This window comes from Alloalcanivorax marinus (genome assembly GCF_016785095.1).
GTDB lineage: Bacteria > Pseudomonadota > Gammaproteobacteria > Pseudomonadales > Alcanivoracaceae > Alloalcanivorax > Alloalcanivorax marinus_A.
On sequence record NZ_JAEKJB010000009.1, the window covers coordinates 277,026 to 300,113 of the forward strand.

22 protein-coding genes are annotated in these 23,088 nt (G+C 64.9%); 10 read left to right on the forward strand and 12 right to left on the reverse strand.

Going from position 1 to position 23,088, the window contains the following annotated elements:
• Positions 1-175: 175 nt before the first annotated feature.
• Positions 176-1,216 (reverse strand): NAD-dependent epimerase/dehydratase family protein, encoded by a 1,041-nt coding sequence (locus tag JF515_RS12975; protein ID WP_238401048.1) that lies wholly within the window; start codon positions 1,214-1,216, stop codon positions 176-178.
• A 198-nt stretch (positions 1,217-1,414) separates the two neighbouring features.
• Between JF515_RS12975 and JF515_RS12980 the strand changes: the two genes are divergently transcribed.
• Together JF515_RS12980 and JF515_RS12985 are read left to right on the forward strand one after the other, a co-directional pair.
• Positions 1,415-2,665, forward strand: coding sequence for an MFS transporter (locus JF515_RS12980; RefSeq protein WP_203104859.1), 1,251 nt, complete (start codon positions 1,415-1,417; stop codon positions 2,663-2,665).
• A 7-nt stretch (positions 2,666-2,672) separates the two neighbouring features.
• Positions 2,673-3,566, forward strand: coding sequence for a DMT family transporter (locus JF515_RS12985; protein WP_203104860.1), 894 nt, complete (start codon positions 2,673-2,675; stop codon positions 3,564-3,566).
• A 17-nt stretch (positions 3,567-3,583) separates the two neighbouring features.
• Here JF515_RS12985 and JF515_RS12990 read toward each other — a convergent pair whose 3' ends face one another.
• Both JF515_RS12990 and JF515_RS12995 read right to left on the reverse strand, forming a co-directional pair.
• Positions 3,584-4,546, reverse strand: coding sequence for an alpha/beta hydrolase (locus JF515_RS12990; RefSeq protein WP_203104861.1), 963 nt, complete (start codon positions 4,544-4,546; stop codon positions 3,584-3,586).
• 62 nt (positions 4,547-4,608) lie between these two features.
• Positions 4,609-5,802, reverse strand: coding sequence for an MFS transporter (locus JF515_RS12995; protein WP_203104862.1), 1,194 nt, complete (start codon positions 5,800-5,802; stop codon positions 4,609-4,611).
• 125 nt (positions 5,803-5,927) lie between these two features.
• On the opposite strand from JF515_RS12995, the gene JF515_RS13000 reads away from it, so the two are divergent.
• The 4 genes from JF515_RS13000 to JF515_RS13015 all read left to right on the forward strand — a co-directional run bounded on the left by JF515_RS13000 (position 5,928) and on the right by JF515_RS13015 (position 10,892).
• Complete coding sequence (locus JF515_RS13000) at positions 5,928-6,815, forward strand: LysR family transcriptional regulator (RefSeq protein ID WP_203104863.1); 888 nt, start codon at positions 5,928-5,930, stop codon at positions 6,813-6,815.
• A gap of 159 nt (positions 6,816-6,974) precedes the next feature.
• Positions 6,975-7,505 (forward strand): sigma-70 family RNA polymerase sigma factor, encoded by a 531-nt coding sequence (locus JF515_RS13005; protein WP_203104864.1) that lies wholly within the window; start codon positions 6,975-6,977, stop codon positions 7,503-7,505.
• Positions 7,502-8,440: a FecR domain-containing protein gene (locus tag JF515_RS13010; RefSeq protein WP_203104865.1), complete on the forward strand. Its 939-nt coding sequence runs from the start codon at positions 7,502-7,504 to the stop codon at positions 8,438-8,440. The genes JF515_RS13005 and JF515_RS13010 overlap by 4 nt, the downstream gene beginning before the upstream one ends.
• A 46-nt stretch (positions 8,441-8,486) precedes the next feature.
• Positions 8,487-10,892 carry a TonB-dependent receptor domain-containing protein gene (locus JF515_RS13015; protein WP_238401049.1) on the forward strand — a complete coding sequence of 802 codons (2,406 nt, stop codon included), beginning with the start codon at positions 8,487-8,489 and terminating at the stop codon, positions 10,890-10,892.
• Between the two features lie 211 nt (positions 10,893-11,103).
• Here JF515_RS13015 and JF515_RS13020 read toward each other — a convergent pair whose 3' ends face one another.
• Together JF515_RS13020 and JF515_RS19420 are read right to left on the reverse strand one after the other, a co-directional pair.
• A complete protein-coding gene (locus JF515_RS13020; protein WP_338015219.1) occupies positions 11,104-11,259 on the reverse strand; it encodes a DUF1413 domain-containing protein in 156 nt (51 codons plus the stop codon).
• The gene (locus JF515_RS19420) at positions 11,214-11,873 is read right to left on the reverse strand and encodes a hypothetical protein (RefSeq protein ID WP_238401050.1); all 660 of its coding nucleotides are present in this window, start codon (positions 11,871-11,873) and stop codon (positions 11,214-11,216) included. Before JF515_RS19420 ends, JF515_RS13020 begins: the two co-directional genes overlap by 46 nt.
• 159 nt (positions 11,874-12,032) lie before the next feature.
• Here JF515_RS19420 and JF515_RS13025 point away from each other — a divergent pair, with 159 nt between their 5' ends.
• Positions 12,033-12,473: a PaaI family thioesterase gene (locus JF515_RS13025; protein ID WP_203104867.1), complete on the forward strand. Its 441-nt coding sequence runs from the start codon at positions 12,033-12,035 to the stop codon at positions 12,471-12,473.
• Here the strand turns inward: JF515_RS13025 and JF515_RS13030 are convergent, their stop codons facing one another.
• Positions 12,474-12,941, reverse strand: a complete 468-nt coding sequence (locus JF515_RS13030; RefSeq protein ID WP_203104868.1) for a MarR family winged helix-turn-helix transcriptional regulator — start codon at positions 12,939-12,941, stop codon at positions 12,474-12,476.
• A gap of 131 nt (positions 12,942-13,072) precedes the next feature.
• Between JF515_RS13030 and JF515_RS13035 the strand changes: the two genes are divergently transcribed.
• On the forward strand, positions 13,073-14,359 hold the full coding sequence (locus tag JF515_RS13035) for an FAD-dependent oxidoreductase (RefSeq protein WP_338015220.1): 1,287 nt from the start codon (positions 13,073-13,075) through the stop codon (positions 14,357-14,359).
• 15 nt (positions 14,360-14,374) lie between these two features.
• On the opposite strand, the gene JF515_RS13040 is transcribed toward JF515_RS13035, so the two are convergent.
• Entirely contained in the window at positions 14,375-14,773 is a 399-nt protein-coding gene (locus JF515_RS13040) for a winged helix-turn-helix transcriptional regulator (protein WP_203104870.1), read from the reverse strand.
• Between the two features lie 156 nt (positions 14,774-14,929).
• Here JF515_RS13040 and JF515_RS13045 point away from each other — a divergent pair, with 156 nt between their 5' ends.
• A complete protein-coding gene (locus JF515_RS13045) occupies positions 14,930-15,541 on the forward strand; it encodes an NAD(P)-dependent oxidoreductase (protein WP_203104871.1) in 612 nt (203 codons plus the stop codon).
• Between the two features lie 16 nt (positions 15,542-15,557).
• Here the strand turns inward: JF515_RS13045 and JF515_RS13050 are convergent, their stop codons facing one another.
• Both JF515_RS13050 and JF515_RS13055 read right to left on the reverse strand, forming a co-directional pair.
• Positions 15,558-16,253, reverse strand: a complete 696-nt coding sequence (locus JF515_RS13050; protein ID WP_203104872.1) for a class I SAM-dependent methyltransferase — start codon at positions 16,251-16,253, stop codon at positions 15,558-15,560.
• A gap of 83 nt (positions 16,254-16,336) precedes the next feature.
• The gene (locus JF515_RS13055) at positions 16,337-16,954 is read right to left on the reverse strand and encodes a TetR/AcrR family transcriptional regulator (protein WP_203104873.1); all 618 of its coding nucleotides are present in this window, start codon (positions 16,952-16,954) and stop codon (positions 16,337-16,339) included.
• Between the two features lie 122 nt (positions 16,955-17,076).
• On the opposite strand from JF515_RS13055, the gene JF515_RS13060 reads away from it, so the two are divergent.
• Entirely contained in the window at positions 17,077-18,144 is a 1,068-nt protein-coding gene (locus JF515_RS13060; protein ID WP_238401051.1) for an MBL fold metallo-hydrolase, read from the forward strand.
• A gap of 31 nt (positions 18,145-18,175) precedes the next feature.
• Here JF515_RS13060 and JF515_RS13065 read toward each other — a convergent pair whose 3' ends face one another.
• The 3 genes from JF515_RS13065 to JF515_RS13075 are packed head-to-tail and all read right to left on the reverse strand — an operon-like array spanning position 18,176 to position 22,961.
• Positions 18,176-19,999, reverse strand: coding sequence for a hypothetical protein (locus tag JF515_RS13065; RefSeq protein WP_203104874.1), 1,824 nt, complete (start codon positions 19,997-19,999; stop codon positions 18,176-18,178).
• Positions 20,000-20,055: 56 nt separating this feature from the next.
• The gene (locus tag JF515_RS13070) at positions 20,056-21,261 is read right to left on the reverse strand and encodes an RDD family protein (RefSeq protein ID WP_203104875.1); all 1,206 of its coding nucleotides are present in this window, start codon (positions 21,259-21,261) and stop codon (positions 20,056-20,058) included.
• Positions 21,261-22,961: a molecular chaperone HscC gene (locus JF515_RS13075; protein ID WP_238401052.1), complete on the reverse strand. Its 1,701-nt coding sequence runs from the start codon at positions 22,959-22,961 to the stop codon at positions 21,261-21,263. Before JF515_RS13075 ends, JF515_RS13070 begins: the two co-directional genes overlap by 1 nt.
• Between the last annotated feature and the right edge of the window lie 127 nt (positions 22,962-23,088).

Sequence of the window (23,088 nt, forward strand, 5' to 3'; positions counted from 1 at the left end):
GAAAAGCCTTGTTTCCACGTTACTGGAGACAACTTACCGGAAACGAAGAGGCGCACGCATTTCGAATGGATAAATCGATGTAAAAAACCACCCTAGCGAACGCCCCGGCACACCGGCTTGCCCGATCCTGCCCCATGCCTGCCGGATCCTCCAAACCCGGCCGCCGGTCACGCGATCAGCGCATTACCTGCTCGAAGAAGGCGAACAGGGATTCCTCCAGCGACCGGTACTGGATGCCCAGTTCCTCGCGGCTGCGCCGGTTGTCGGCCCGCCAGGGCAGGTTCACGTTGCGGGTAACGTAGTCGCGGGTCAGGGTCTTGTTGACCATCGGCCCGAACAACCATACCGCCGCCTTGGGCAGGGTCCGCTTGGGCAGAGGGTAGTCCTTGCCGAAGCGGTGACGCAGGACCCGCGCGATCTCCGGGAAACTGGTGTCGTGGCCGGACAAAATGTAACGCCCATGGGCTTCCGGCAGGAACGCGGCGCGCACATGAGCCTCGGCTACTTCACGCACGTCCACCACGCCCATGCCGATGTCCGGCACGCCCATGCGCGCGGTGCCGTCGCCAAGCTGGCGCACGATAGTGAAGCTCTCCGAGGTGGCGTTGGGATTGATACCCGGGCCCACCACCAGCGACGGATTGATGGTCACCAGATCCCAGCGTTGTTGTGACTTGGCGATCTTCCAGGCTTCCCGCTCGGCCAAGGTCTTGGAGTAGGAGTAAGCCTGATGCTCCAGGGACGAACTGGTGTTCCAGTCCGCTTCCGTGAACACGCCCTGGGCGGTGTCTTCCAGGTCCGCGTTGTCGCCGTAAATGGCGGCGCAGCTGCTGGTCAGCACCACGCGCCGCACCGAGGGCGTGTCGTTCGCCGTTTCCAGCACGTTGCGGGTGCCCTGCTGGGCCGGTTCCACCAGCTCCTTGAGCGGGTCCTTCACCGAGGTGATGAACGGCGAGGCGGTGTGAAACACCACCGAACAGCCGGCCATGGCCTCGGCGTAGGAGCCCGGCGCCAGCAAATCCGCCTTGAAATAACGAATCTCGCCGGGGGTACGCTCGGCGATGGCATTGAGGTATTTGAGCTTGTCCGGATTGTCCGGATCACGCACCGGCGCGTGCACGGTAAGCCCTTCTTCCAGCAACCGCTCCATCAGCCGGCCGGCCACGTAACCGGTAGCGCCGGTGACCATCACCGGCATGCTCGTATCGATTTGCATAATCGCCTCCTCCGCCTTGATTCCCGGCATCATGGGCGCCGCGCCTGGTCCTGTAACTGACGGACGGAACCGAGCGCCGGGGCGATAGGGTCACGGCTCATACACTGGCGCGCGACGGTGTGCCGCTCATATTCAGCGCAACTGAACCGTTCTTTCAGCGTTATTCGATTAGTATTCGGTGGTTTTAAGGGAGGCATCATGACGGGATCAGAACAGCGGGCCGATACCGGCCTCCGGGACATTCGCGCCATCGTGTTGGCCGGCGGCGTGGTGCTGGCGCTGGCGTTTGGCGTGCGCGCCGTATTCGGTGGCGTGGTGCAGCCGCTGTCCGATGAGCTGTTCGGCGGTCGCATCGAGGTGTTCTCCCTGTCGATCGCCATCCAGAACCTGGTGTGGGGGCTGGCCCAGCCCGGCTTCGGCATCCTCGCCGACCGCTACGGCGACCGCCGCGCCCTGTGGCTGGGCTTCGTCTGCTACCTGGCCGGCATGCTGATCTGCGTGTTCGCCAGCAGCGCCTGGGCCCAGCATCTGGGCGCCGGGGTGTTGGTGGGCATGGGCATTTCCGGCACCGCCTTCGGCCTGGTGCTGGCGGTGGTGGGCCGGGCGGCCCCGGAGCACAAGCGGGCCCATTACCTGGGCATCACCTCGGCCATGGGCTCCGCCGGCCAGGTGGTGCTGCCGCTGCTCACCGCCTGGCTGATCGAGTGGCTGGACTGGCGCATGACCCTGCTGGTGATCACCGCCACCCTGCTGCCCATGGCGCTGTGCATTCCACGCCTTCGGGTGGCGGCCACGGAGCACGACACCGCCGGCGCCGCGCCGCCACCGCTGCCCGCCATGGTGCGCGGCGCCTTCGGCTATCGGGATTACCTGCTGCTCAACGCCGGCTTCTTCGTGTGCGGTTTCCACCTGGCATTCATCACCGCCCACCTGCCCACCTATGTGCAGAACTTCTGCGTATCCGCCGCCTCGCCGGCGGAACTTCGCGCCCTGGGGCTGCAGGCCCTGGCGCTGGCCGGTCTGGCCAATATTTTCGGCACCCTGTTCGCGTCACGGCTGGGCATGCGTTTTCCCAAACCCTATGTGCTGGCCGCCATTTACGCGCTGCGCGCCCTGGTGATCCTGATTTTCATCACCCTGCCGCTGACGCCGGCCTCGGTGATGATCTTCGCCCTGGTGATGGGCGGGCTGTGGCTGTCCACGGTGCCGCTGACCAGCGCCCTGGTACTGACCCAGTTCGGACCGCGCGCCATGGGCACCCTGTTCGGCTTCGTGTTTCTCAGCCATCAACTGGGCAGCTTCGCCGGCGTCTGGCTGGGCGGCGTGTTCTTCGATCGCTTCGCCAGCTATGACCAGATATGGTACCTGGCCATCGCGCTGGGGGTGCTGTCTTCCCTGGCCCATCTGTTCGTCCACGAGCGGCCGGCACCGGCCGCCGCCATTGCCTGATTGCTTTATGCCGCTTCAACCGCTGACGTCCCGCGCCATCCTGATACTGATCCTGGTGTTCGCCGCCTTCGGCGCCCAGCAGACCGCCGTCAAAGCGGTGGTTTCCGACATGGCGCCGCTAACCCAGACCTTCCTGCGCTCGCTGGGCGGCACGGCGCTGCTGGCGCTGTGGTTTCTCGGCCAGCGCCGCAACCCGTTCCGCGCGCCCACCGGCCCGTCCATGCTCCTGGGCCTGCTGTTCGCGCTGGATTTCGGCTTTCTGTATCTGGGGCTGGCGCTGACCAGCGCCGCCCACGCCGCGGTGATCTATTACACCGCGCCGATGATGATCGCCCTGGGCGCCATGTACATCGTTCGCGACGAACCGGTGCGCCGCTTCAAGGTGCTGGGCATTCTGTTCGCCTTTCTGGGCGTGGCGCTCACCGCCTTCTCCGGCACCGGCGGCAGCGGCGCCGCCACCGTGCTCGGCGACCTGCTGTGCTTCGCCGGCGCGGTGTGCTGGGCGGCCACCGTGCTGGTGATCCGCGCCACCGACCTGCGCGACCTGGACGCGCCGGTGGTGCTGTTCCACCAGTTGTTCGGCTCGGTGCCCCTGCTGGGCTTGGCCACCCTGGTACCGGACGGTGGCTGGAGCGTTCACTGGAGCCCGGCGCTGATCGCCTCCCTGGCCTTCCAGACCGTGGGCGTGGCGTTCCTGAGCTACCTGGTGTTCTTCGCCATGCTGCGCCGCCACTACACTTCCCAGGTGTCCGCCATGAATTTCCTGGCGCCGCTGTTCGGCGTGGTGTTCGCGGTGGTGCTGCTGGGCGAGCGGCAGAACGCCCTGTTCTGGGTGGGCGCGGCCGCCATCGTCGGCGGCCTGTGCGTGGTCAACCAGCGCCGGGCCGGTCACCCGGCCTGAGCGCGCCGCCCTCTCACTCAAAGGTGATCGGTGAAGAAGGCGTCCAGCTTGTCGAATGGAATCAGGTCCACCCGGTCGTAGAGGTCCACGTGGCCGGCGCCGGGAATCTCCAGTAGCTCCTTGGGCTCGGCGGCGCGGGCGTAGGCGTCGCGGCTGAACTCGATGGAGTGCGCTTCGGAGCCGGTGATGAACAGCATCGGCCGGGGCGAGATGGTCTCAATGTCCTGGAACGGGTAGAAGTTCATGAACTTCACGTTGCTGGACAGGGTCGGGTGGGTGGTCAGCGCCGGGGACGAGCTTTCCGGGGTGTATTCGCCGCGCGGCGTACGGTAGAAATCGTAGAACTCCCGTTCGATGGCCGTGGAGTCCTCGGTGATTTCATGCACGGTGCCGCTGGTGTAGAGGGTTTCCCCACCGTTGTATTCCACCTGCCGTTGTTTCGCCGCCTGTTCCAGGATCACCTTGCGCTGTTCCAGGGACAGACCGTGGTTGAGCCCGTTACGGTTGGCGGCGCCCATGTTGTACATGCTCACCGTGGCCACCGCTTTCAGGCGCGGATCGATCTTGGCGGCGCTGATGGCGAAGCTGCCGCTGCCACAAACGCCGATCACGCCGATGCGTTGCGCGTCCACGAACGCCTGGCTGGACAGGAAATCCACCGCCGCGCTGAAATCCTCGGCGTAAATGTCCGGGGACACGGCATTACGGGGCCGGCCTTCGCTTTCGCCCCAGAACGACAGATCCAGGGACAGGGTGACGAAGCCACGCTCGGCCATCTTGGTGGCGTAGAGGTTGGCGCTTTGTTCCTTCACCGCGCCCATGGGGTGGCCCACCACGATGGCCGGATGGGCGCTGTCGCGGTCCAGACCCTCGGGCACGAACAGGTTGCCCACCACCTTCATCTGGTATTGGTTGGGGAAGGTCACCTTTTCCACGGTGACCCGGTCACTGGTGTAGAAGTTGTTCGCATCGCTTGGCATGTCGGCTCCTCCTGCGGAGATCAAACACAAGTTGAAAATCAGCGCGGTCAGCAGTGGCTTCATCATGACTCCGTTCGCCGGGTGAAGAAGGCCAGCGTTACCGCCGCCAGTAACAGGGCGGCGCTGACCAGGAAAGTGGTCTGGTAGCCACGGGTATCGAACAGGACGCCGCCCACCGACGAGCCCAGGGCAATGGAAAGCTGGATCACCGCCACCATCAGGCCACCACCGGTTTCCGCGTCGTCGGGAAGGGCCCGGGCGATCCAGGTCCACCAGCCCGCCGGCGCCGCCGTGGCCACCAGCCCCCAGAAGCCGAGCAGCGCCGCCACCGGCCACACCCGGTGGCCGAACAGGGTCAGCGCCACGGCGACGCCCGCCATCAACAGGGGAATCAGCATCAGGGTGCGGTACAGGTGCCGGTTGAGCACGAAGCCCACCAGGGTGGTGCCAAACACGCCGGCGGCGCCGATGCCCATGAGAATCCAGGACAGGGTGCTCACCTCCACCCGCGTCACCGTTTCCAGAAACGGCCGCACATAGGTGAACAGGGAAAACTGGCCCATGAAGAACACGCCCACCGCCAGCATGCCCACCGCCACCGGCGGCCGCGTGAGCAGCTTGAACACGGCAGTGGGCGCCGCCGACCGCGCCTCGGCACGCATCGACGGCAGGCTCCGCCATTGCCAGAGCAGTACCGCCAGCCCCACCGGCACCAGGCAGAAAAAGGCGCCGCGCCAGCCGATCGCCTCACCCAGCCAGGCGCCCAGCGGCGGCGCCACCACCATGGCCACGGCGTTGCCGCCGTTGAAGATGCCCAGCGCCCGGGGCACCTGATGGGGCGGCACCAGCCGCATCGCCACCGCCGCGGACAGCGACCAGAAGCCGCCGATCACTACGCCGATCAGGGCGCGGCCGATCATGTACACGGTGAACGTGGGCGCCAGCGCCACCGTGGCGCCGGACACCACCATCAGTGCGGTGAGCAGCAACATCAGGGTCTTGCGGTTCATGCGCCCGGCCAGGGAGGCGATGCTCAGGCTGGTGAGCACCGCGAACACGCCGGAGATGGTCAGCCCCTGCCCGGCCAGCCCTTCGCCCACGCCAAACTCGGCGGCGATGGGCGTAAGCAGGCTCACCGGCAGGAACTCGGAGGCAATCAGCGTGAACACGCACAGCGTCATGGCCAGCACGCCGCTCCAGTAAGCGGGCACGGAGCCCACCTGTTCCAGGGTCGCCGTTCGGGGTTGAGAAGGCATTCCGGTCCTGTTCGCGGGAGAGAATTTCAGAGACCGTGCATTCTCCGCCGCCACCCCGGGCTTGACTAGCTAATGAATTCTTAATGAGGATATTAGCTCTACTAATCAATCAGCCGGGGCCCGGGATGATCAAGCGCAACTTCAACGACCTGCTGGCCTTCGTCACCGTGGCCCGGGAAGGCAGCTTTACCCGCGCCGCCGCGCGCCTGGGCGTGACCCAGTCCGCCCTCAGCCAGACCGTCAGCGGCCTGGAGCGCCAGCTCGACATCCGCCTGCTGACCCGCACCACCCGCAGTGTCTCCCCCACCGCCGCCGGCGAACGCCTGCTGAAAACCATCGGCCACCGCTTCGACGAGATCGAGGCGGAACTGGACGCGCTCACCGAGTTGCGCGACAAGCCCGCCGGCACGGTGCGCATCACCTGCGGCGACCATGTGCTGCGCCACACCCTGCTGCCCCGCCTGGCGCCGCTGATGCACGACTACCCCGACATCAACCTGGAGTTTGATGTTAACTACGGCTTCCGCGACATCGTCGCCGACCGGTTCGACGCCGGCGTGCGTCTGGGCGACACCATCGACAAGGACATGATCGCGGTGCCCATCGGCCCGCCCCTGCGCATGGCCGCCGTGGCCACGCCGGCCTACTTCGAGGCCCACGGTCGACCGGCCACCCCGGCGGACCTCACCGAGCACCTTTGCATCAACCTGCGCTTCCCCACCCACGGCGGTCTGTACGTCTGGGAGTTCGACCACCGGGGCCGGGAGCAAACCGTGCGCGTGGACGGCCAGTTGGTGTTCAACACCTCACCACCAATAGTGGACGCCGCCCTGCACGGCCTGGGCATCGCCTTCCTGCCGGAGCAGGAGTTCGCGCCCCACCTGGAAGCGGGGCGCCTGGAGCGGGTACTGGACGACTGGTGCGAACCGTTCCCCGGCTATTACCTCTACTACCCCAGCCGCCGCCAGCCCTCGCCGGCCTTTTCCCTGGTGCTGAACGCCCTGCGGGTTTAACGGGGCTCCACGACCTGTCCGAGCTCGGCGAGCCCGCGCCTGGCCAGGCGGTGTTCATTGAAACTGTAAGCCCCCGGCTTGAGCGGCTGGACCACCACCTATAAGATTGAGACTGATTATCAATTGCATGATTTGGGAATTGACGCGGGGGACGTCATCATGTCGGCGGGCGAACTGACCCAGGATCCGCTCCAGCATCTGTATCGCGGCCATCACGGCTGGCTGCGCGGCTGGCTGTGCCACCGGCTGGGCTGTTCGGAGACCGCCGCCGACCTGGCCCAGGATACCTTCGTGCGGATCATGCAGCGCCAGCGCCAGGAGCGGGATTTCACCGTCAGTCATCCGCGCCAGTACCTGCGTCTGGTGGCCAATGGTTTGATGGTCGACCATTTTCGCCGCCGCGCGGTGGAGCAGGCCTATCTGGAGGCCCTGGCGCAACGCCCGGAGGCCGCCACCCTGGCCCTCGAGGAGCAGCAGATCATCCTGGAAACCCTGCAGCAACTGGATCGCATGTTGGATACCCTGCCCGCCGCCACCCGTCGGGCGTTTCTGCTGTCGCGGCTCGACGGCCTGACCTACCCGCAAATCGCCGAACGGCTGGGCGTATCGTCGCGCACCGTGAAACGGCATATGCAACGGGCCTTCCTGGCCTGCCTGGACCATATGGTCGGCCAGGAAATAACACCGTGACCGACCGCCCCACCCTGCTGCGGGAAGCATCCGCCTGGCTGGTGCGCCTGGATGCCGGCGCCCTTAGCGACGACGAGCAGGATGCCCTGCGGCGCTGGTACCAGACCAGCGAAGCCCACCGCCGGGTCTGGGAGGCGGCCTGCCAACTCAATCAGCAATTCACCAGCCTGCCGGCGGACCTGGCCGCGCCGGTATTGCGGCGCCCGCGCCTGCACCGGCGCACCGTGCTGAAATCCCTGGCCGGCCTGGGGCTGGCCGCGCCGCTGGGCTGGCACCTGGCCAATGAAGCCCCGTGGCGCCCCTGGCTGGCCGCGCACCGCACCGCCGTGGGCGAACGGCGAGCGCTGACCCTGGCCGACGGCAGCGCCGTGATACTGAATACCGACACCGCCCTGGACGTGGTCACGGACGGCACTGACCTGGAGTTGCGCCTGTACCAGGGCGAGCTGTTCGTGCGCACCGGCCACCGCCGGCCCGGCACCCTCTCGGTGCGCACCGCCCAGGGGCGGGTACGTGCCCTGGGCACTGAGTTCGCGGTGCGTTGCCTGGACCAGGCGACCCGGGTCACGGTGGCGCGGGACGCGGTGACGCTGACGCCACTGTCCGGCACCGGGCAACGGCTGGTGCAGGGCCAGGAAGGCCTGTTCTCCGACACGGCGGTAACTGCCGTGGGCGCGGCGCCCGCCGACCGGCTGGCCTGGCGCCAGGGCGAGCTGGTGGTGGAGAGCTGGCCGCTGGCCGAGGTGATCGCGGAGCTCGCCCGCTACCGGCCCGGGGTGCTGCGTTGCCAGCCGGACGTGGCCGACCTGCGTATTTCCGGTGTGTTCCAGACCGACGATACCGAGCTGGCGCTGGAGGTGCTGGAACAGGTCTTCCATCTGCGCGTCAGCCGGTTCACCGATTTCTGGGTATCCGTTGGCGCCCCACCCGCATAAGTTGGCCCCTTTTCGGCTGCTCACTCGACTACTGGATAAACGTCCATTGAAGAGCAATGTCGAGGAAACCATGTTCCACACTCTTTCCACCCCCCGCCGGGCCCTGCTTTGCCTGCTCCTGGCGAGCCTGCCCCTGGCCGGCGCCGCCCAGGCCCGCCCCTACCACGACCAGGAGGTGAACGACGCCCGCCACCCGTTCCAGATCGCTCCCGGCCCCATGGCCACCGCGCTCAACCAACTGGCGCGGGTCGCCGGCATCACCCTGACGTTCGATCCGGTTCAACTGGAAGGTCTGCACAGCGACGGCGTCGACGGCATCCACACCACCGATGAGGCCCTGCGGCGGGTACTGGCGGGCAGCGGCTTGCGGGTGGCGCGCAGCGCCAACGGCGGCTACCTGATCACCGCCCCCGCCGCGCCGGTGTCAGGCACCCTGGCACCGGTGACCGTCAGCACCACCCGGGCCCCCAGTGAGCTGGGCCGCACACCGCAAAAAATTACCGTGATCGAGCGCGAGCAGATCGAGGAGCAGTTGGCCATGACCACCGACCAGTCGTCGGTGCTCAGCAGCCTGATTCCCTCCTACGGGCCCAGCCGTCAGAAGCTCACCAATTACGGCGAGACCTTTCGCGGCCGCAAACCACTGATCCTGATCGACGGCGTGCCCCAGTCCAACCCGCTGCGCGACAGCAGCCGGGAGGGCTACACCATCGATTTCTCCATGCTCGACCGTATCGAGGTGATCCACGGCGCCAGCGCCGAGCACGGACTGGGCGCCACCGGCGGCATCATTAACTTCGTCACCCGGCATCCCCAGGGCGACGGCGTGCACCAACACGCCGGCGTGCGCCTCAGCGCCGACCCGAAGTTCCCGTCCGACAGCCTGAGCTACAAAACCGACTATCGCCTGCAAGGCAACAGCGGCAACTGGGAATACCTGGCCGGCGTGTCCTATCAGTCCCACGGCCTGTTCTATGACGCCCATGACCGACCGGTGGGGGTGGACCGCAGCCAGGGCGACATCATGGATTCCCAGGGCCACGATCTGATGGCCAAGATCGGTTACTGGTTCGACGACAACCAGAACCTGCAATTCACCGTGAACCGCTTCTTTCTGGAAGGGGACTACGACTACGAGACGGTGGACGGCGACCGCGCCACCGGTGTGCCCACCACCTCCCGGCGCGGGCGCCCGGAAGGCAAGGCGCCGCGCAACGAGGTGCTGACCACCAGCCTGGTCTATCAACACCGCGACCTGGGCCGCAACGACGTGCGCGCGCAGCTTTATACCCAGCGTTTCCGGGCCCGCTATGGCGGCGGCGTGTTCGCCACCTTCCAGGACCCGGCCATCGACCCCACCGGCAACCTGTTCGATCAATCGCAGAATGAAGCGGACAAAGTCGGCGCCAAATTCACCCTCAACCGGGCCGGCCTTCTCGACGGCCTGCTGGGTATAACCACCGGCGTCGATCTGCTGCAGGATGAAACCCGGCAGATGATGGTTCTCACCGACCGGGAGTGGGTGCCGGAGACCCGCTTCCAGAACATCGCCCCGTTCCTGCAGGCCCAGTGGCGGGTGAACGAACGGCTCAACCTGCAAACCGGTGTGCGCTACGAATACGCGCGCCTGGACGTGGATGACTACACCACCCTGGCGTCCTACGGCGGCGGCACCGACGTCAACGGCGGCTCCCCCAGCTTCGACGAAACCCTGCTCAACGCCGGTCTCACCTATCAACTGACCGACAGCTGGCAACTGTTCGGCAGCTATGCCGAAGGGTTCGGCATGCCGGACGTGGGCCGGGTGATCCGTGAAATCAGCGTGCCGAACCAGAACCTGGACGACTATCTGGATCTGCGTCCGGTGGTCACCGACAACCGCGAGATTGGCGTGCGCTTCCACCGCGACCGGGTCAGCGTGGAGCTAAGCTACTACCAATCCGATTCGGACCTGGGCTCACGGCTGGAGAACGTCAACGGCATCGCCGAGGTACGCCGGGAGAAAACCGAGATCGACGGCTGGGAAGCCAGCGCCGAGTGGCGGGTGCTGGACCAACACACCCTGGGCGCCAGCTACGCCCGGGTGCGCGGCGAATACGACAGCGACCAGGACGGCAAGGTGGACAGCAAGCTGGACGGCCGCAATGTGGCGCCGGACCAGCTTTCCCTGCACTGGCAGGCGAGCTGGAGTGAGCGCCTGCGCACCCGGCTGCAGGGCACCCGTTATTTCAGCCGGTCGTTCGACAATCCGGACCAGCATTTCGAGGGCTACAACCTGGTGGACCTGTCCTTGCTGTACCGGCTGCCCAAGGGCGAGCTGAGCGCCGGCATCGAGAACCTGTTCAACGAGGACTATTTCACCTACTTCTCGCAGACCGCCTCGTCCCAGAACAATCAGTACTTCAAGGGCCGTGGCCGCGTCATCAGCCTGGGCTACGGCCTGGATTTCTAGCCGCTCGACGGGCGCCTGCAAGAAGGCTCTTACAGAAAGCCCGGCAACGCCCAGTCGCCGCCCTCGTCGGCCAGTACCGCCTCACGCTCCTCCGGGTGAGGCTGGTCCGGGCCGGCGCTTTCCAGCCCCGCCAGCAACTCGCCGTTGGAAGGGCCGTCCGGCTGGTAACGGAAGTTCAGCCGCCGGCGATGGTTGATAGCGCCGGTACCGGTCAGCCCGCCACCTTGCGGTAAAGCCGGCCGCCGCCTTTCTTCTTGCCGGTGTCCTCAATGCCCGGGAAACGCCCCAGGCGCACCAGACGCAGGAAGGTGTTGCCCAGCTTCACCTTGTCGCCGATGTAGAGGTCATCCCAGCCGGCGCCGTACACCTCGGGGAAATGAAACTCGCCGGGCGAGCGCTTGTTAAGCGCTTTTTCCAGCCGTTTTTGCAGTGCGTTGTCCATATGAACCTACCGATTCTCCAGTCCGTTCTCGCGGCGCGGTTGGCGGATTCCGTCCTTGTGACGGCGATGTTGTCGCGCATGTCCTTGAGGCCCGCGATCAAGGATGCATAGACCTGGCGATGGTCATCCTTGCCCAGGAAACCGTCCGGATGACCCTGGTGCCAGGCGATGGCGTCGTCGATGGTCGCCACCCACTCGTCCACGTCGCCGCCGATGTACTCATTCAGCGGCCGACCCACGGTGGCAATCAGGGACGAGAACAGCGCCGGGTCGCCGGAGGGCTCCAGGTCCGGGTTCGCCTTCAACCAGGCCCGGTAGCGGATCTGCCCGATGTAGAACCACTTCACTGCTTCCCGTTTGTCGCCCTGCTCGAACAGCCGTGCCGCCAGCACCATGTAGCTACTGGGGTGCTTGTCGGTGATGCCGGCGCGGAGTTCCTCCACGCTCTGGTCGGCGAAGTCCCGCTCGGCCCGGGCCGGGCTGGTCAAGGTCCCCAGGGAAATCAGCGTCGCCAGCAATACGATCCATGATGTTCTCAAAATACGCTCCTTTGCGCCGTACCCGCGAAATGAAAGAACAGGTTAACGGCCCGGCGCCGGCGATGCCGCCGAAACGTTCTCACATCAACATTATTGACTTTAGAAAACGGAGCATGCCAGGATTTCCACTCACCGGCCCTCCACTCAAGGACAACGACGATGACGATCCCCCCTGACGCCACCGGTCTGGACATACTCGAACAGCTAGCGAAGACCCGCTCCAACGGCTCCTCCATCGGCGCCACCATGGGCATGCGGATGGCCCGTGCCAGCGAAGGCCACGTGGTGCTGGACGTGACTCCGGACGACCGCCACCTCAACCCGCTGGGCGCGGTCCACGGCGGCTTCGCCGCCACTTGCCTGGACGGTGCCGCGGCGCTGGCGCTCTATTCCACGCTGGCCGGCGACACGCCTTACGCCACCGTGGATCTGAACGTGAAATACCTGCGTCCGATGCGCCAGAACCAAACCTATCAAGCGGAAGGCCGGCTGGTGGACCGCACCCGGCGGCTGGCGATCTGCGATACTGAGATCCGCGACGAAGCCGGCACCCTGTACGCCAAGGGCACGGCGACGCTGATGGTCATGGACGAGCGCTGATCACTCCAGCTTCGAAGCCAACGACCCCATGATGCGGTACCAGTCGTCCCGGCTCTTGGCGGGCACCCGGGCGAACGCGGCGGCCACCGCGTCCCGCTCATGCTGACTCGCCGCCTGCTCCACCTGGCGACCGGCCGGGGTCAGGGCCAGCTGTTTGAAACGATGGTTGTCCGCGTCGCGGCGCATGGTCACGTAATCGTTTTCCGTCAGGAATGTCAGCGGCCGGTGCAACGCCTGCTTGCTGATCCCCAGCAGCGCCGCCAACTCGCCCACGGTGATGCTTTCGGCACGGGCGATGACATAAAGAATACGGTGGTGCACCCGGGACAGGCCCAGGGTGGCGAGGTAACGGTCCGCTTCCACGGTCAGGCCCCGGAAGCCGAAATGAAGCGCCTCGAGGGCAGCGTCCAGAGGGTCCAGCGGCGTCAGCGCCACGCCGGGTAACCGGCTTTTGTTGTGTATCACCATGGAATTCCGCGCTCCCGTTGCCGACGTCATTGTGGCCGCCGCCGGAAACACTGACAAGGCGGCCCCGTTCTCCAACGACGATATCGAAAGCCCGCCTCCTGTGGGAGGATGGGGGCCGACACCAACGCGTTTTGCAGGAGGCCGCCCCCATGGCCCAGCCCCGGCCCGAACCACAACCGCCCCGCCATATTGTCGTACTCGGCGCCGGCATGGTCGGCGTGAGCGTGGCCTGGCATCTGCGCCGGCGCGGCCACCGGGTGACCCTGGTGGATCGCAACGCACCGGGCCGGGAAACCTCCTTTGGCAACGCTGGCATCATCCAGCGCGAGGCGGTGCGGCCCTACCGCTTTCCACGGGACGCGGGCACCTTGCTGCGGGTGCTGCCCAACCGGGAAATCGACATCCGCTACCGGCCCACCGGCATGGCCCGCGCCGCCCTGCCCCTGTTTCAGTACTGGCGCAATTCGGCGCCCGGGCGCTATGCCCGCATCGTCCCGGAATACGCCGCCCTGATAAGCCGGGCCCTGGACGCCCACGCCGGGATGATCGACGCCGCCGGCGCCGGCGACCTGATCCGGCGGGATGGCTACCTGAAGGTGTTTCGCACCGAGCAGGCCTGGCGTGAGCAGGTGCTTGAAGCGAAACAGGACGCCACCGAGTACGGCGTCACTCACCGGGTGCTGGACCGGGCCGCCGTCGCCGAGCTGGAGCCGGATCTGGACTCCGCCCTGATCGGCGCCGTGCACTACACCCAGCCGTGGACCGCCACCGACCCGGGCGCTTTGGTGGCCGCCTATGCCGAGCACTTTCAACGGCAAGGCGGCCGTTTCGTGCGGGGCGCCCTGGAAACACTGTCCCGCGACGGCGAGCAATGGCGGGCGGTGGTCGACGGCCTGGCGTTACACGCCGACCAGGTGGTGCTGGCCCTGGGGCCCTGGTCCGGCGAATGGCTGCGACAGCAGGGCTTGCAGGTGCCGCTGTTCGTCAAACGCGGCTACCACATGCACTATGACGCGCAAGACGGCGCCCGTCTGCGCCATTGGATCATGGATGCGGAAACCGGCTATCTGCTCGCCCCCATGCGCGCCGGCATCCGCCTGACCACCGGCGCCGAATTGGCGCGCCAGGACGCCACGCCCCACTACCGGCAACTGGACGCCGCCGAAGCCGTCGCCCGCCGCCTGTTCCCACTGGGTGAACGCCGGGACCCTCGGCCCTGGCTGGGCGCCCGTCCCTGCACACCGGACATGAAACCGATCATCGGCCCCGCCCCCGGCCTGCCCGGCCTGTGGCTGGCCTTCGGCCACGGCCACCAGGGCTTCACCCTGGGGCCGGTGACCGGCAAATTGATCAGCCAGATGATGGACGGCGAGAACACCGACGTGGATATGACGCCCTATCGGGCGGACCGGTTCTGAGCCGGACGCGCGCCCTCAGCCCCCGGCGCCGGCCAGGTAGCGCTGGCGCGCCTCGACGATGGCGCGGTGATGCTCATCCGCCCAGGCCACCAGCGCCCCCATGGGCGCCTGGAACGAGCGGCCCAGATCGGTAAGCGCGTATTCCACCCGGGGCGGCACTTCCGGGTAAGCGGTGCGGGTGATGAAACCGTCCTGCTCCAACTGCTTCAGGGTGCGCGACAGCATCTGCCGGGACACATCGCCGATCTCGCGCAGCATTTCGTTGAAGCGGCGACGGCCCGGCGCCAGCGCATCCAGCACCAACAGGCTCCACTGATCGCCGATGCGATCAAGCACGTCGCGGATCGGGCATGGCTGCGCCAGCGCCTGTCGCTCACACAGGCTTGAGGCGGATTTCTTCGGGCTGTCGGTCATGGTGTTTTCCTGCGACGGGCCAGCCCGGGTCAGGTTCGTGTGACCGGGTCAGGCGGCGCTGACTTCTTGTTGAGAACCCAAAACTCCCATAGATTCCTCCCATGGTCCAGTTTTTAGACCTTTGGCAATCCGCCCATCCATCATCAGGAGCACACCATGGCACAGGTCGCACTCATCGGCGCCTCCGGCAACGCCGGTTCACGAATTCTCAAGGAACTGTCCGACCGCGGGCATAAAGTCACCGCCATCGCCCGGGACACCGGTCGCATCGCCACTTTGCCCGGCGTCACGCCGACCCCGGGCGACGCTAACGACCGCGCGTCCCTGGCCGCCCTGCTCAAAGGCCACGACGCGGTCATCAGCTCGGTACACTTTTCCGTCAGCAACGTGGAAACCCTGGTCGGCGCCGTCCGCGACGCCGGCGTGAAACGCTACCTGGTGGTGGGCGGCGCCGGCAGCCTGGAAGTGGCGCCAGGCCAGAAACTCATCGACCAGCCGGATTTCCCCGAGGCCTACCGCGCCGAAGCCGCCGCCGGCGGCGAGTTCCTGGATTACCTGCGGGGTGTCGACGATCTGGACTGGACCTTCCTGTCCCCGTCGGCGGAGTTCGTTCCCGGCGAGCGCACTGGCCGGTTCCGGCTCGGCAAGGACAGCCTGCTCACCCACGACGGCGGCTCCAGCATTTCCTTCGAGGACTTCGCCATCGCCCTGGTGGACGAGCTGGAAACGCCCCGCCATGCGCGCCAGCGCTTCACCGTCGGCTATTGAAAGACAGCGGGCCGGTTCAATCGCGCCGGGAACACCAGGCGTGGATCAGGCCGGCCTGGAAAAAACGCACCGGTAACGAGAAGCCGCCGGCGGCGATCAAGGCGGCGATCTTCTCCGGCGGCAGCACGCCCACATCGTTGGCGTAGGCGTGGCGCATGCGCTCGAGCATCTCCGGCGACACCGCCGCCGTCGACATCATGCTCATCCAGGCCCGTAGCAGCACCGCATATTCCGGCGACGCAACGTCCGACGCCAGATCGGAACTGGCCAACAACCCGCCCGGCTGCAAACGCCGGGCGATCTCCGCGAAGAAGCGGATGCGTTCGGCCTCGTCGAGAATGAACTGGGAAACCAGAAAACAGGTGGCCGCGTGGTGCCGCTGGTCGGCGGGCAATGACTCCACATAACCTTCATGGAAGGTGCAACGGTCCGCGAAGCCTCCCCGCTCCGCCTTGTGCCGACACTCTTCAAGCATGGCTCCGGAAGGCTCCACCGCCACGAAATACCAGCCGGGGTGCCGAGACGCCAGATGGGCGATCTCCGCCCCGGTGCCCGCGCCCACGCACAGAATTCGCGCGTCGTCCGGCAAATCCGTGAACAGGGAATCCAGCAGAAAATGCAGGCACTCACGGATCGGCGCGGTCTTCACCCACTGAGTGTCGTAACCTTCAGCCTGTTGATCGAACAGGGCTTTGATCTGGTCCTGATCCATGGAGTAACTCCCTCGTGAAAAGCAACGGAAGATCGTACCCGCCCGACCCACCCGGAACGGCAGCGCCTCGGACCGGGCAATGATCAATCGCCGCGACCGTAGTGCCCCAAAAACATTGCCACCGCGGACTCCGCCACGCGCTCGCGTTCGGCTTCACCGAGCGGCGCCTGCCCCATCATGATCTGCGGCCAGAGCGCGAAGCTCTTCACCAGCCCCTGCAATTGCTGGCCGGCAAAATCCTCATCCACACCCTGCAGGCGCCCATCAGCGATAGCGGCGCGAATCCACCGCACCAGCCCGCCTTCCTTTTCGTCCATACGGCCGACGATCTCCCGGGCCCGCTCCGGCGCGTGGATGATCTCGGCCATGGCCACGCGGGCCAGGTCAATGAAATTCGGGTCGCTGAGAAGCAGGAGCTTTTGCAGCAGCAATTGCTTCAATTGCGGGGCCAGAGGCTGGTCCGCGCGGTAAATCAGGGCCACGCCGCCCACGCTGCTCTCCCAAAGCTGTTCAAGAATCCGGGCGAACAGCGCTTCCTTACCGGGAAAATGATTGTAGACCGTGCGCTTGGAAACACCGGCGGCGGCGGCAATGCGATCCATGCTGGTGGCCTCGAAACCGGCCTGGCGGAATTCCGCCGCCGCCGCGCGCAAAATGGCCGCGCGCTTTCGGTCGGTGAGGCGTTGCGGGGATGAGGACATGGGCAGGACCTGGGCAATCGATGAGGCGACGAAAACTTTACACTCTCCGGTTTACTTTTTCAAAAGGCAAACCTACACTGCCCAGTCTACCTTTTCCCATTCTTTCACCAGGAAGCCTTACCATGACCGCCTCCTCTGCCCGCCCGCGTCGCGCGATGCACCGTTGCCGGCCCCGCCGTGGCTGCCAGAACAGCACTGGCTTCGCGGAATCACCGCAGCACCGGGAAGGCCGCTTCCGCAATAAGGCCGCGCGCCCGCCGTCTTTCGGGTGGCGCGGCACCTTGAAGCTGATCTGGACGGCACTGTTCGACAAGCCCGCCGACACGGTGCCGGACCGGGCGATTCCCGTTCTTCCCCTGACACGGGCACAACTGGAAGCGGCGCCCGAGGGCAGCCTCTACCGGCTTGGACATTCCACCGTGCTGCTAAAGCTGAACCACCGCTACTGGCTCACCGACCCGGTGTTCAGCAAACGCGCTTCCCCGGTGCAATGGGCCGGTCCGGCACGCTTCCATGAGCCACCAATCGACATTGAGGAGTTGCCGCCCATCACCGGCGTGATTCTGTCACACAACCATTACGATCATCTGGACCGGACCGCCATCCTCCGGTTGGCGGAGAAGGCCGAGCATTTCGTGGCACCGCTGGGCGTCGGTGATCAATTGGTCCGTTGGGGCGTGGCGGCGGCGAAGGTGGAGCAACTGGACTGGTGGCAGTCCACCGAGATCGAGGGTCTGCACCTCACCGCCACGCCCGCCCAGCACTTCTCCGGGCGCGGCCTGCGCGACGGTAATCAGAGCCTGTGGGCGTCCTGGGTGATCGAGGCCGCCGATCTGCGGGTGTTCTTCAGCGGCGACAGTGGCTATTTCGATGGCTTCAAGGCGATTGGTGACGCTTACGGCCCGTTCGACCTGACCCTGGTGGAAACCGGCGCCTACAACGAGCGCTGGACCTACGTGCACATGCTGCCCGAGCAATCCCTGCAGGCGCACCTGGACCTGCGCGGCCGCTGGATGCTGCCGATCCACAACGGCACCTTCAACCTCGCCCTGCACCCCTGGCACCAGCCGTTCGAGCGGATCACCGCGCTCGCCGCCGAGCACGAGGTGTCGATCACCACGCCGATGATGGGCGAGCGGCTCGACCTGCACGCACCGGCGCCCGGCACGCCCTGGTGGCGCCCGGCGTAATCCACGCGCGGGCTCGCCAACCACGAGACACTTACTCCTGAAGAGAGACCTGGAACGCATAAGGCACTTTCTGGCCCGTTCCGCGTGAAACAAACACGAAACCCGCGGGCGTGCCGTAAAAGTGGTAGGCGCGACGGGACCAGCCTTCGTCGAATCCATGACGCACGGTGGTGATTTTTTTCAGATAGTTCTCTTGCGCATCATACGCCAGCACCAGGTCCGGAACCTGATTGTCCGCCGCCGATGGACCGAACAACACCGGCCCATGCATCTCATAACCCTCCGGCAAGGCGTCGATCGAATAGTCGCTCACATTGATATTGGTATACAGGGTGATATCGATTTCGCCGCGTAGTGTGGCTGGCGGACCATCGAATCGGCCAGGCTGATACTCAACGCGATCAACCGTGAACTTCAAGGGCGCATCGCGATCATCCGGATCATACTCATAGAGCACCTTCCCACTCTCATCCAGGAGCGCCAGAGCATTCACTTCATCAAAGCGTTCGAAGGTGGAAACCAGACGATTACTCATCCGGTCGGGAAAATGGAAGTAAACCTTGTCGGTAACCTCAAAGCCGGGCGTGCCGATATCCTCGCCCGCCACGAATGTGGGCGTGATCAACGACGCCAGCTCATCCGGCCTGGCTTCCAGCGGCTGGTTCAGCAACCAGTCGGAGGCATCATGATCGTAAACCCGGGCCGTCACGCCAAACGGCTTAGGCTCATTGAGATTATCCGGCACCTCGAACTGCACCGGCGCCATATCCAGAGGCACGGTGAGCACACTTTCCTTGGCCAGACCGGGTATGCGCAACTGGATGCGACTCGGCGTGCCGCGGAACGCGACCTCGTAGTAAAGTTCCGGATGATCCTCATCGAGCAGATTACGCTGTTCCCGAACCACGCGCTCCAGCATGTCTTCGTCATCCAGCTCGCCGGCCTCGGCCGTCTCGATCAGCGTTTCGAGCACCTCCAGCATGCTGCCTTCGCTGCCCTCCGGCCCCTGGGAACTACCACTGCGCGACAGGAAGCGGCCGCTCTCGTCACTGGCTTCCGCCACCATCGAATCCAGCACCGCGTCAACGCTTTCCTGATCAAAGTCCTTCGGCAAACCGACGATCAGCCGCGCTTGATGCCCGTCAATCTCCTTGAGGGTAAAGCGCCAGTCCGCCACCGCCTTTGTCTCACCCACCTCGGCGGCGGTGAACGCCAGCGTCGGTAGCGCCTCAGGCATTTTGAGCGTGAGCTTTCCCCGCGCCCGAACCACTGGTGCGGGCTTCGGGGGAACCTGCCCGATCGGCAGGTTACGATGTCGTTCCAGCTGCGTTTCCAAGCGCTCAAAGGCGCTGTTCCACAGTACCATCGGGGCCAGACCCGTCTGGTCGGCGAAAGGATCACGCTCCACCACCGACAACGCCGTTCCGTCTTTCAACGTTACCGATTGCCATTCCAGTCGGCTCTCGAAGGGATATTCAAAAGGTGGCAGCACGCGGGTTTCCGCCGGGCGATAACGCAGGTCACTGACCAGCAGCAGGCCGGCGGCCCATTGTTCCGCCATATCCCGTGGATTCTCATAGTCGTCCAGGATCGTGAACGCCGATGGCTCGTATTCCACTTGCTCGGGGGGCACTTTTTGCTCCAGCTCCGAGCGCTCGACCCAGAAGACCATGTCGTTCAGATGAGTCAGTGTGCGCCGCGCCTCTTCATCGCTGATGCCGTCGATACGTGCCTGGTACTCCTTCTGTTTTTCCTCCAGCGCCTGAAGTTTCTCTTCCGAGGTTCTCTCCGCGCACCCGATCAGAAAAACCATCACCCACAACAGCCCGAAGGAGGCTCGCCGCACTATTTCCATATAAGAATTTCCAAACCAGTTAATGTCTCTTACCAACCACACCCGAGCGAGGAATACTATCGCCCCTGACGTTCCTTGTACTCCCGCTCACTACGGGCCTGATTGATCAAATAGCTCCGGCTTATTCGATCATGTACCAGATTGCCACGCAGGAAGATATTGATCACCACGACAAAGTGCGCCGCAAAGGAGTGGATTAAAACGAAGCACACCACACGCCACAGATTATGACCAAAGGACAACGGCTGAAAGTTACGGTCCGTGACCTTCAAACCCAACATGCGTTTGCCTGGCGTGGCCTGCCAGCGGCCGCCGCCCTCCATGACCACCGCCATCACCAAATAGATTGGGATAACCAAGCCGAGGAAGATGCTTAAGACCCACTGAAAGGTATTCTGATCGGTATCATTGATGCTGCTGTTGATGACAACCACGATCCAGGCCGGCATGGCGACCAGCGAGCCAATCAGAATCCAATCCAGAATCATTGCCGTCAGTCGCAGGCCCATGACGGTGAAATAGGGCTCTTCGGGTTCCGCGGAAGGCGTTTCGCCGGTCTCCTCGCGGCGCACCTCCCGCACCACCTTCTCCCCGCCACGCAACCCACGGATCAGGTCGGAATCATCGCTTGGCGTGCTGTCCAGCGGAGCCAACAGCAGGTCCAATCTCTCACGGCCCAGCCGCCCGGACAGCGCCCCGCGATCTCCCTGCCAGTCGAAAAGCTGGTTCAGGTAATGCAGAAGCGGCTCATCCGGTGGCGCGCTGTCTTGGCGTTCCAGAAAAAGCTGAAGCAGTGAATCGCCCAGACGGTGCTGGAAAGCGCTATCCAGCATCCAAGGGCTTTCGGCGAGAAATTGCCAGGCGGTCACCCGCTCGGCGCCTGCATCCCGCGCCGCCCCGGCATCCAGCAGTTCCCGGCAACGCGCCAGTAAGCGTTCGAACTCGCTATCAGCCAGCCGGGCGTGATCCAGATCGCGAGAAGGCGGTGGCGGATCAACCCGCTCGGGCGGAACAGGCTCCGTGACGGCCCGTTCGTGCGCCTCGGATTCGAACCGTGGCTCCGGCGACGTGCGCCCCCCGCCGGGTTCGGCGCCAGTGGCCGTCTCCGCGTCTTTCAGCGCCGCCTTGTAGGCGGCGTGCAGGGCCTGAAACGCTTCCGGGCTCTCATCAGGCCGGGTGGTTTTCAGCAACCGTGCATAGGCCCGCTTGATGGCGCGGGTATCGTCGGTGGCTTCGAGCTGCAAAATCCGCCAGGGGTCCATCAGAACCAGCTCTCGCTTTCCAGAAAGTCGAGCGCCTCCCGGAATGTCTTTTGGGCACGGGCGATATCCAGGGGGTTTTGCCGATCCAACACCTGCTCGAAGTCGCCCATCAAATCGGCGATGCGTTCCCGCCGCTCTCCGAGATTGGATTCAAAAAGCCGATCCGCACGGGCCAGCAAGGCACGATTCTCCTCACCGTCACGGGGGTGAAACTTCAACGACGCCAGGCGTTCCCGGGAATGCGCCTTCTCTTCTTCGCTGAGACCGCCAGGGCTGTGCTCGATCAGCTTGTGGTAGGTCTTTCCGGTCGAAGTGACGGTCACATCCACTTCCAGCAAGCCGTTCATATCATAGCTGTAGCGAACCGTGACACTTTCCTGACCACGGGCTCCCTTGGGAACCTGGACCTCCATCTCGCCCAACTGGACATTCTTCTCCACCAGCCGGTTTTCCCCCTGATACACTTTCACGGTGATCCGGGTTTGTCCGTCACTGGCGGTGGACAAACGGCGCTCCACGCTGATCGGCACCACGCTATTGCGCTCGATAATCGGTAGAAAGTAGTCACCCAGGGAGGGGTTATCTTCATTGATAATGCCGGTGCCCAGGGTGTAAGGGCAAACATCGGTCAATACCACGTCATCCAATCCCTCGCCACGGGCAAGCAACCCGGCCTGGATGGTGGCTCCCAGCGCGACCACGGTGTCCGGGTCCAGGTGGCAGGAAGGCAAACGGCCAAACATTTTCCCCACCATGGAGCGGAACGACGCCAAGCGGGTGGAGCCGCCCACCAACACCACTTCATCCACCTTGCCCGGGTGCAGATCCGCGTCCCGCAGCGTGCGCTCAATGGGATGCTTGGCCCGCAGGAGCAAGGGCGTGGCGATCCGGGCGAACCATTCCGGTGTCACCTCATGGGTAAACGACTGGCCATTCAGGTCCAGCGTCAGGGTTTGTGGCGTACCCAGCTTGCGTTTGGCGCCTTCCATCTGCAGGTAAAGGTTCTGGAGCACTGACGCCGGCAAGCTGTCGCGGGGTATATCCCGTGACGCCAGTACGTCATTGATCATCGCCTCGACGAAGTCCTCGCCACCGAGAAAGTTGTCGCCGGCGCTGGCATGGACTTCCATCACGCCTTCAAAAAACTCCAGCAAGGAAACATCAAAGGTGCCGCCCCCCAAATCCAGGATCAGGAACAGCCCCTCCTGGTTCTGGTGCAGGCCATAGGCCATGGCCGCCGCGGTGGGCTCGTTGATCAGGCGGCGTACCGTCAGGCCGGCCAGCTCCGCGGCCTGTTTGGTTGCCTGACGCTGGTTGTCGTTGAAATAGGCGGGAACGCTGATCACCGCCTCCTCCACCGGCTCGCCGAGGTGGGCCTCCGCGTCCTCCTTAAGCGAGCGCAGGACCAGTGAAGACAGCTCGGTGGCGGTGAAAAGCTGGGTTCCCAACCCAACCCGGTGCCCGGTACCCATCAGCCGTTTGAACGCCGCCACCGTTTTGTCACTGTGGTGGATCAGCCGCTGCCGGGCAGTGCGCCCGACGATGATCTCTCCGCTATCGTCCAGCCCGACCACGGAAGGGGTGAGCACTTCGCCCAGGCGATTCGGAATCAGTTCAACGCCTTGCGGTTTCCAGACCCCGCAGGCGCTATTGGTGGTACCCAGATCAATGCCGATGATGGCCACGCTTTCTCCTTGCATACTTGTTATCGACCGTCCTACCTCCCGTGGCGGCGATCAAAGCATGCAGGAAAACACCGTTTGCATCCGGGAAAGAGTTCACACCGGTCAGCAGGCGGCCCGTGCATTCCCTTCCGGGGGCATGACC

Coding starts and splice junctions, on each gene's coding strand:
- JF515_RS12975 (WP_238401048.1), bottom strand. CDS start 1,216: ATGCAAATCGATACGAGCATGCCGGTGATGGTCACCGGCGCTACCGGT.
- JF515_RS12980 (WP_203104859.1), top strand. CDS start 1,415: ATGACGGGATCAGAACAGCGGGCCGATACCGGCCTCCGGGACATTCGC.
- JF515_RS12985 (WP_203104860.1), top strand. CDS start 2,673: ATGCCGCTTCAACCGCTGACGTCCCGCGCCATCCTGATACTGATCCTG.
- JF515_RS12990 (WP_203104861.1), bottom strand. CDS start 4,546: ATGCCAAGCGATGCGAACAACTTCTACACCAGTGACCGGGTCACCGTG.
- JF515_RS12995 (WP_203104862.1), bottom strand. CDS start 5,802: ATGCCTTCTCAACCCCGAACGGCGACCCTGGAACAGGTGGGCTCCGTG.
- JF515_RS13000 (WP_203104863.1), top strand. CDS start 5,928: ATGATCAAGCGCAACTTCAACGACCTGCTGGCCTTCGTCACCGTGGCC.
- JF515_RS13005 (WP_203104864.1), top strand. CDS start 6,975: ATGTCGGCGGGCGAACTGACCCAGGATCCGCTCCAGCATCTGTATCGC.
- JF515_RS13025 (WP_203104867.1), top strand. CDS start 12,033: ATGACGATCCCCCCTGACGCCACCGGTCTGGACATACTCGAACAGCTA.
- JF515_RS13030 (WP_203104868.1), bottom strand. CDS start 12,941: ATGGTGATACACAACAAAAGCCGGTTACCCGGCGTGGCGCTGACGCCG.
- JF515_RS13040 (WP_203104870.1), bottom strand. CDS start 14,773: ATGACCGACAGCCCGAAGAAATCCGCCTCAAGCCTGTGTGAGCGACAG.
- JF515_RS13045 (WP_203104871.1), top strand. CDS start 14,930: ATGGCACAGGTCGCACTCATCGGCGCCTCCGGCAACGCCGGTTCACGA.
- JF515_RS13050 (WP_203104872.1), bottom strand. CDS start 16,253: ATGGATCAGGACCAGATCAAAGCCCTGTTCGATCAACAGGCTGAAGGT.
- JF515_RS13055 (WP_203104873.1), bottom strand. CDS start 16,954: ATGTCCTCATCCCCGCAACGCCTCACCGACCGAAAGCGCGCGGCCATT.
- JF515_RS13060 (WP_238401051.1), top strand. CDS start 17,077: ATGACCGCCTCCTCTGCCCGCCCGCGTCGCGCGATGCACCGTTGCCGG.
- JF515_RS13065 (WP_203104874.1), bottom strand. CDS start 19,999: ATGGAAATAGTGCGGCGAGCCTCCTTCGGGCTGTTGTGGGTGATGGTT.
- JF515_RS13070 (WP_203104875.1), bottom strand. CDS start 21,261: ATGGACCCCTGGCGGATTTTGCAGCTCGAAGCCACCGACGATACCCGC.
- JF515_RS13075 (WP_238401052.1), bottom strand. CDS start 22,961: ATGCAAGGAGAAAGCGTGGCCATCATCGGCATTGATCTGGGTACCACC.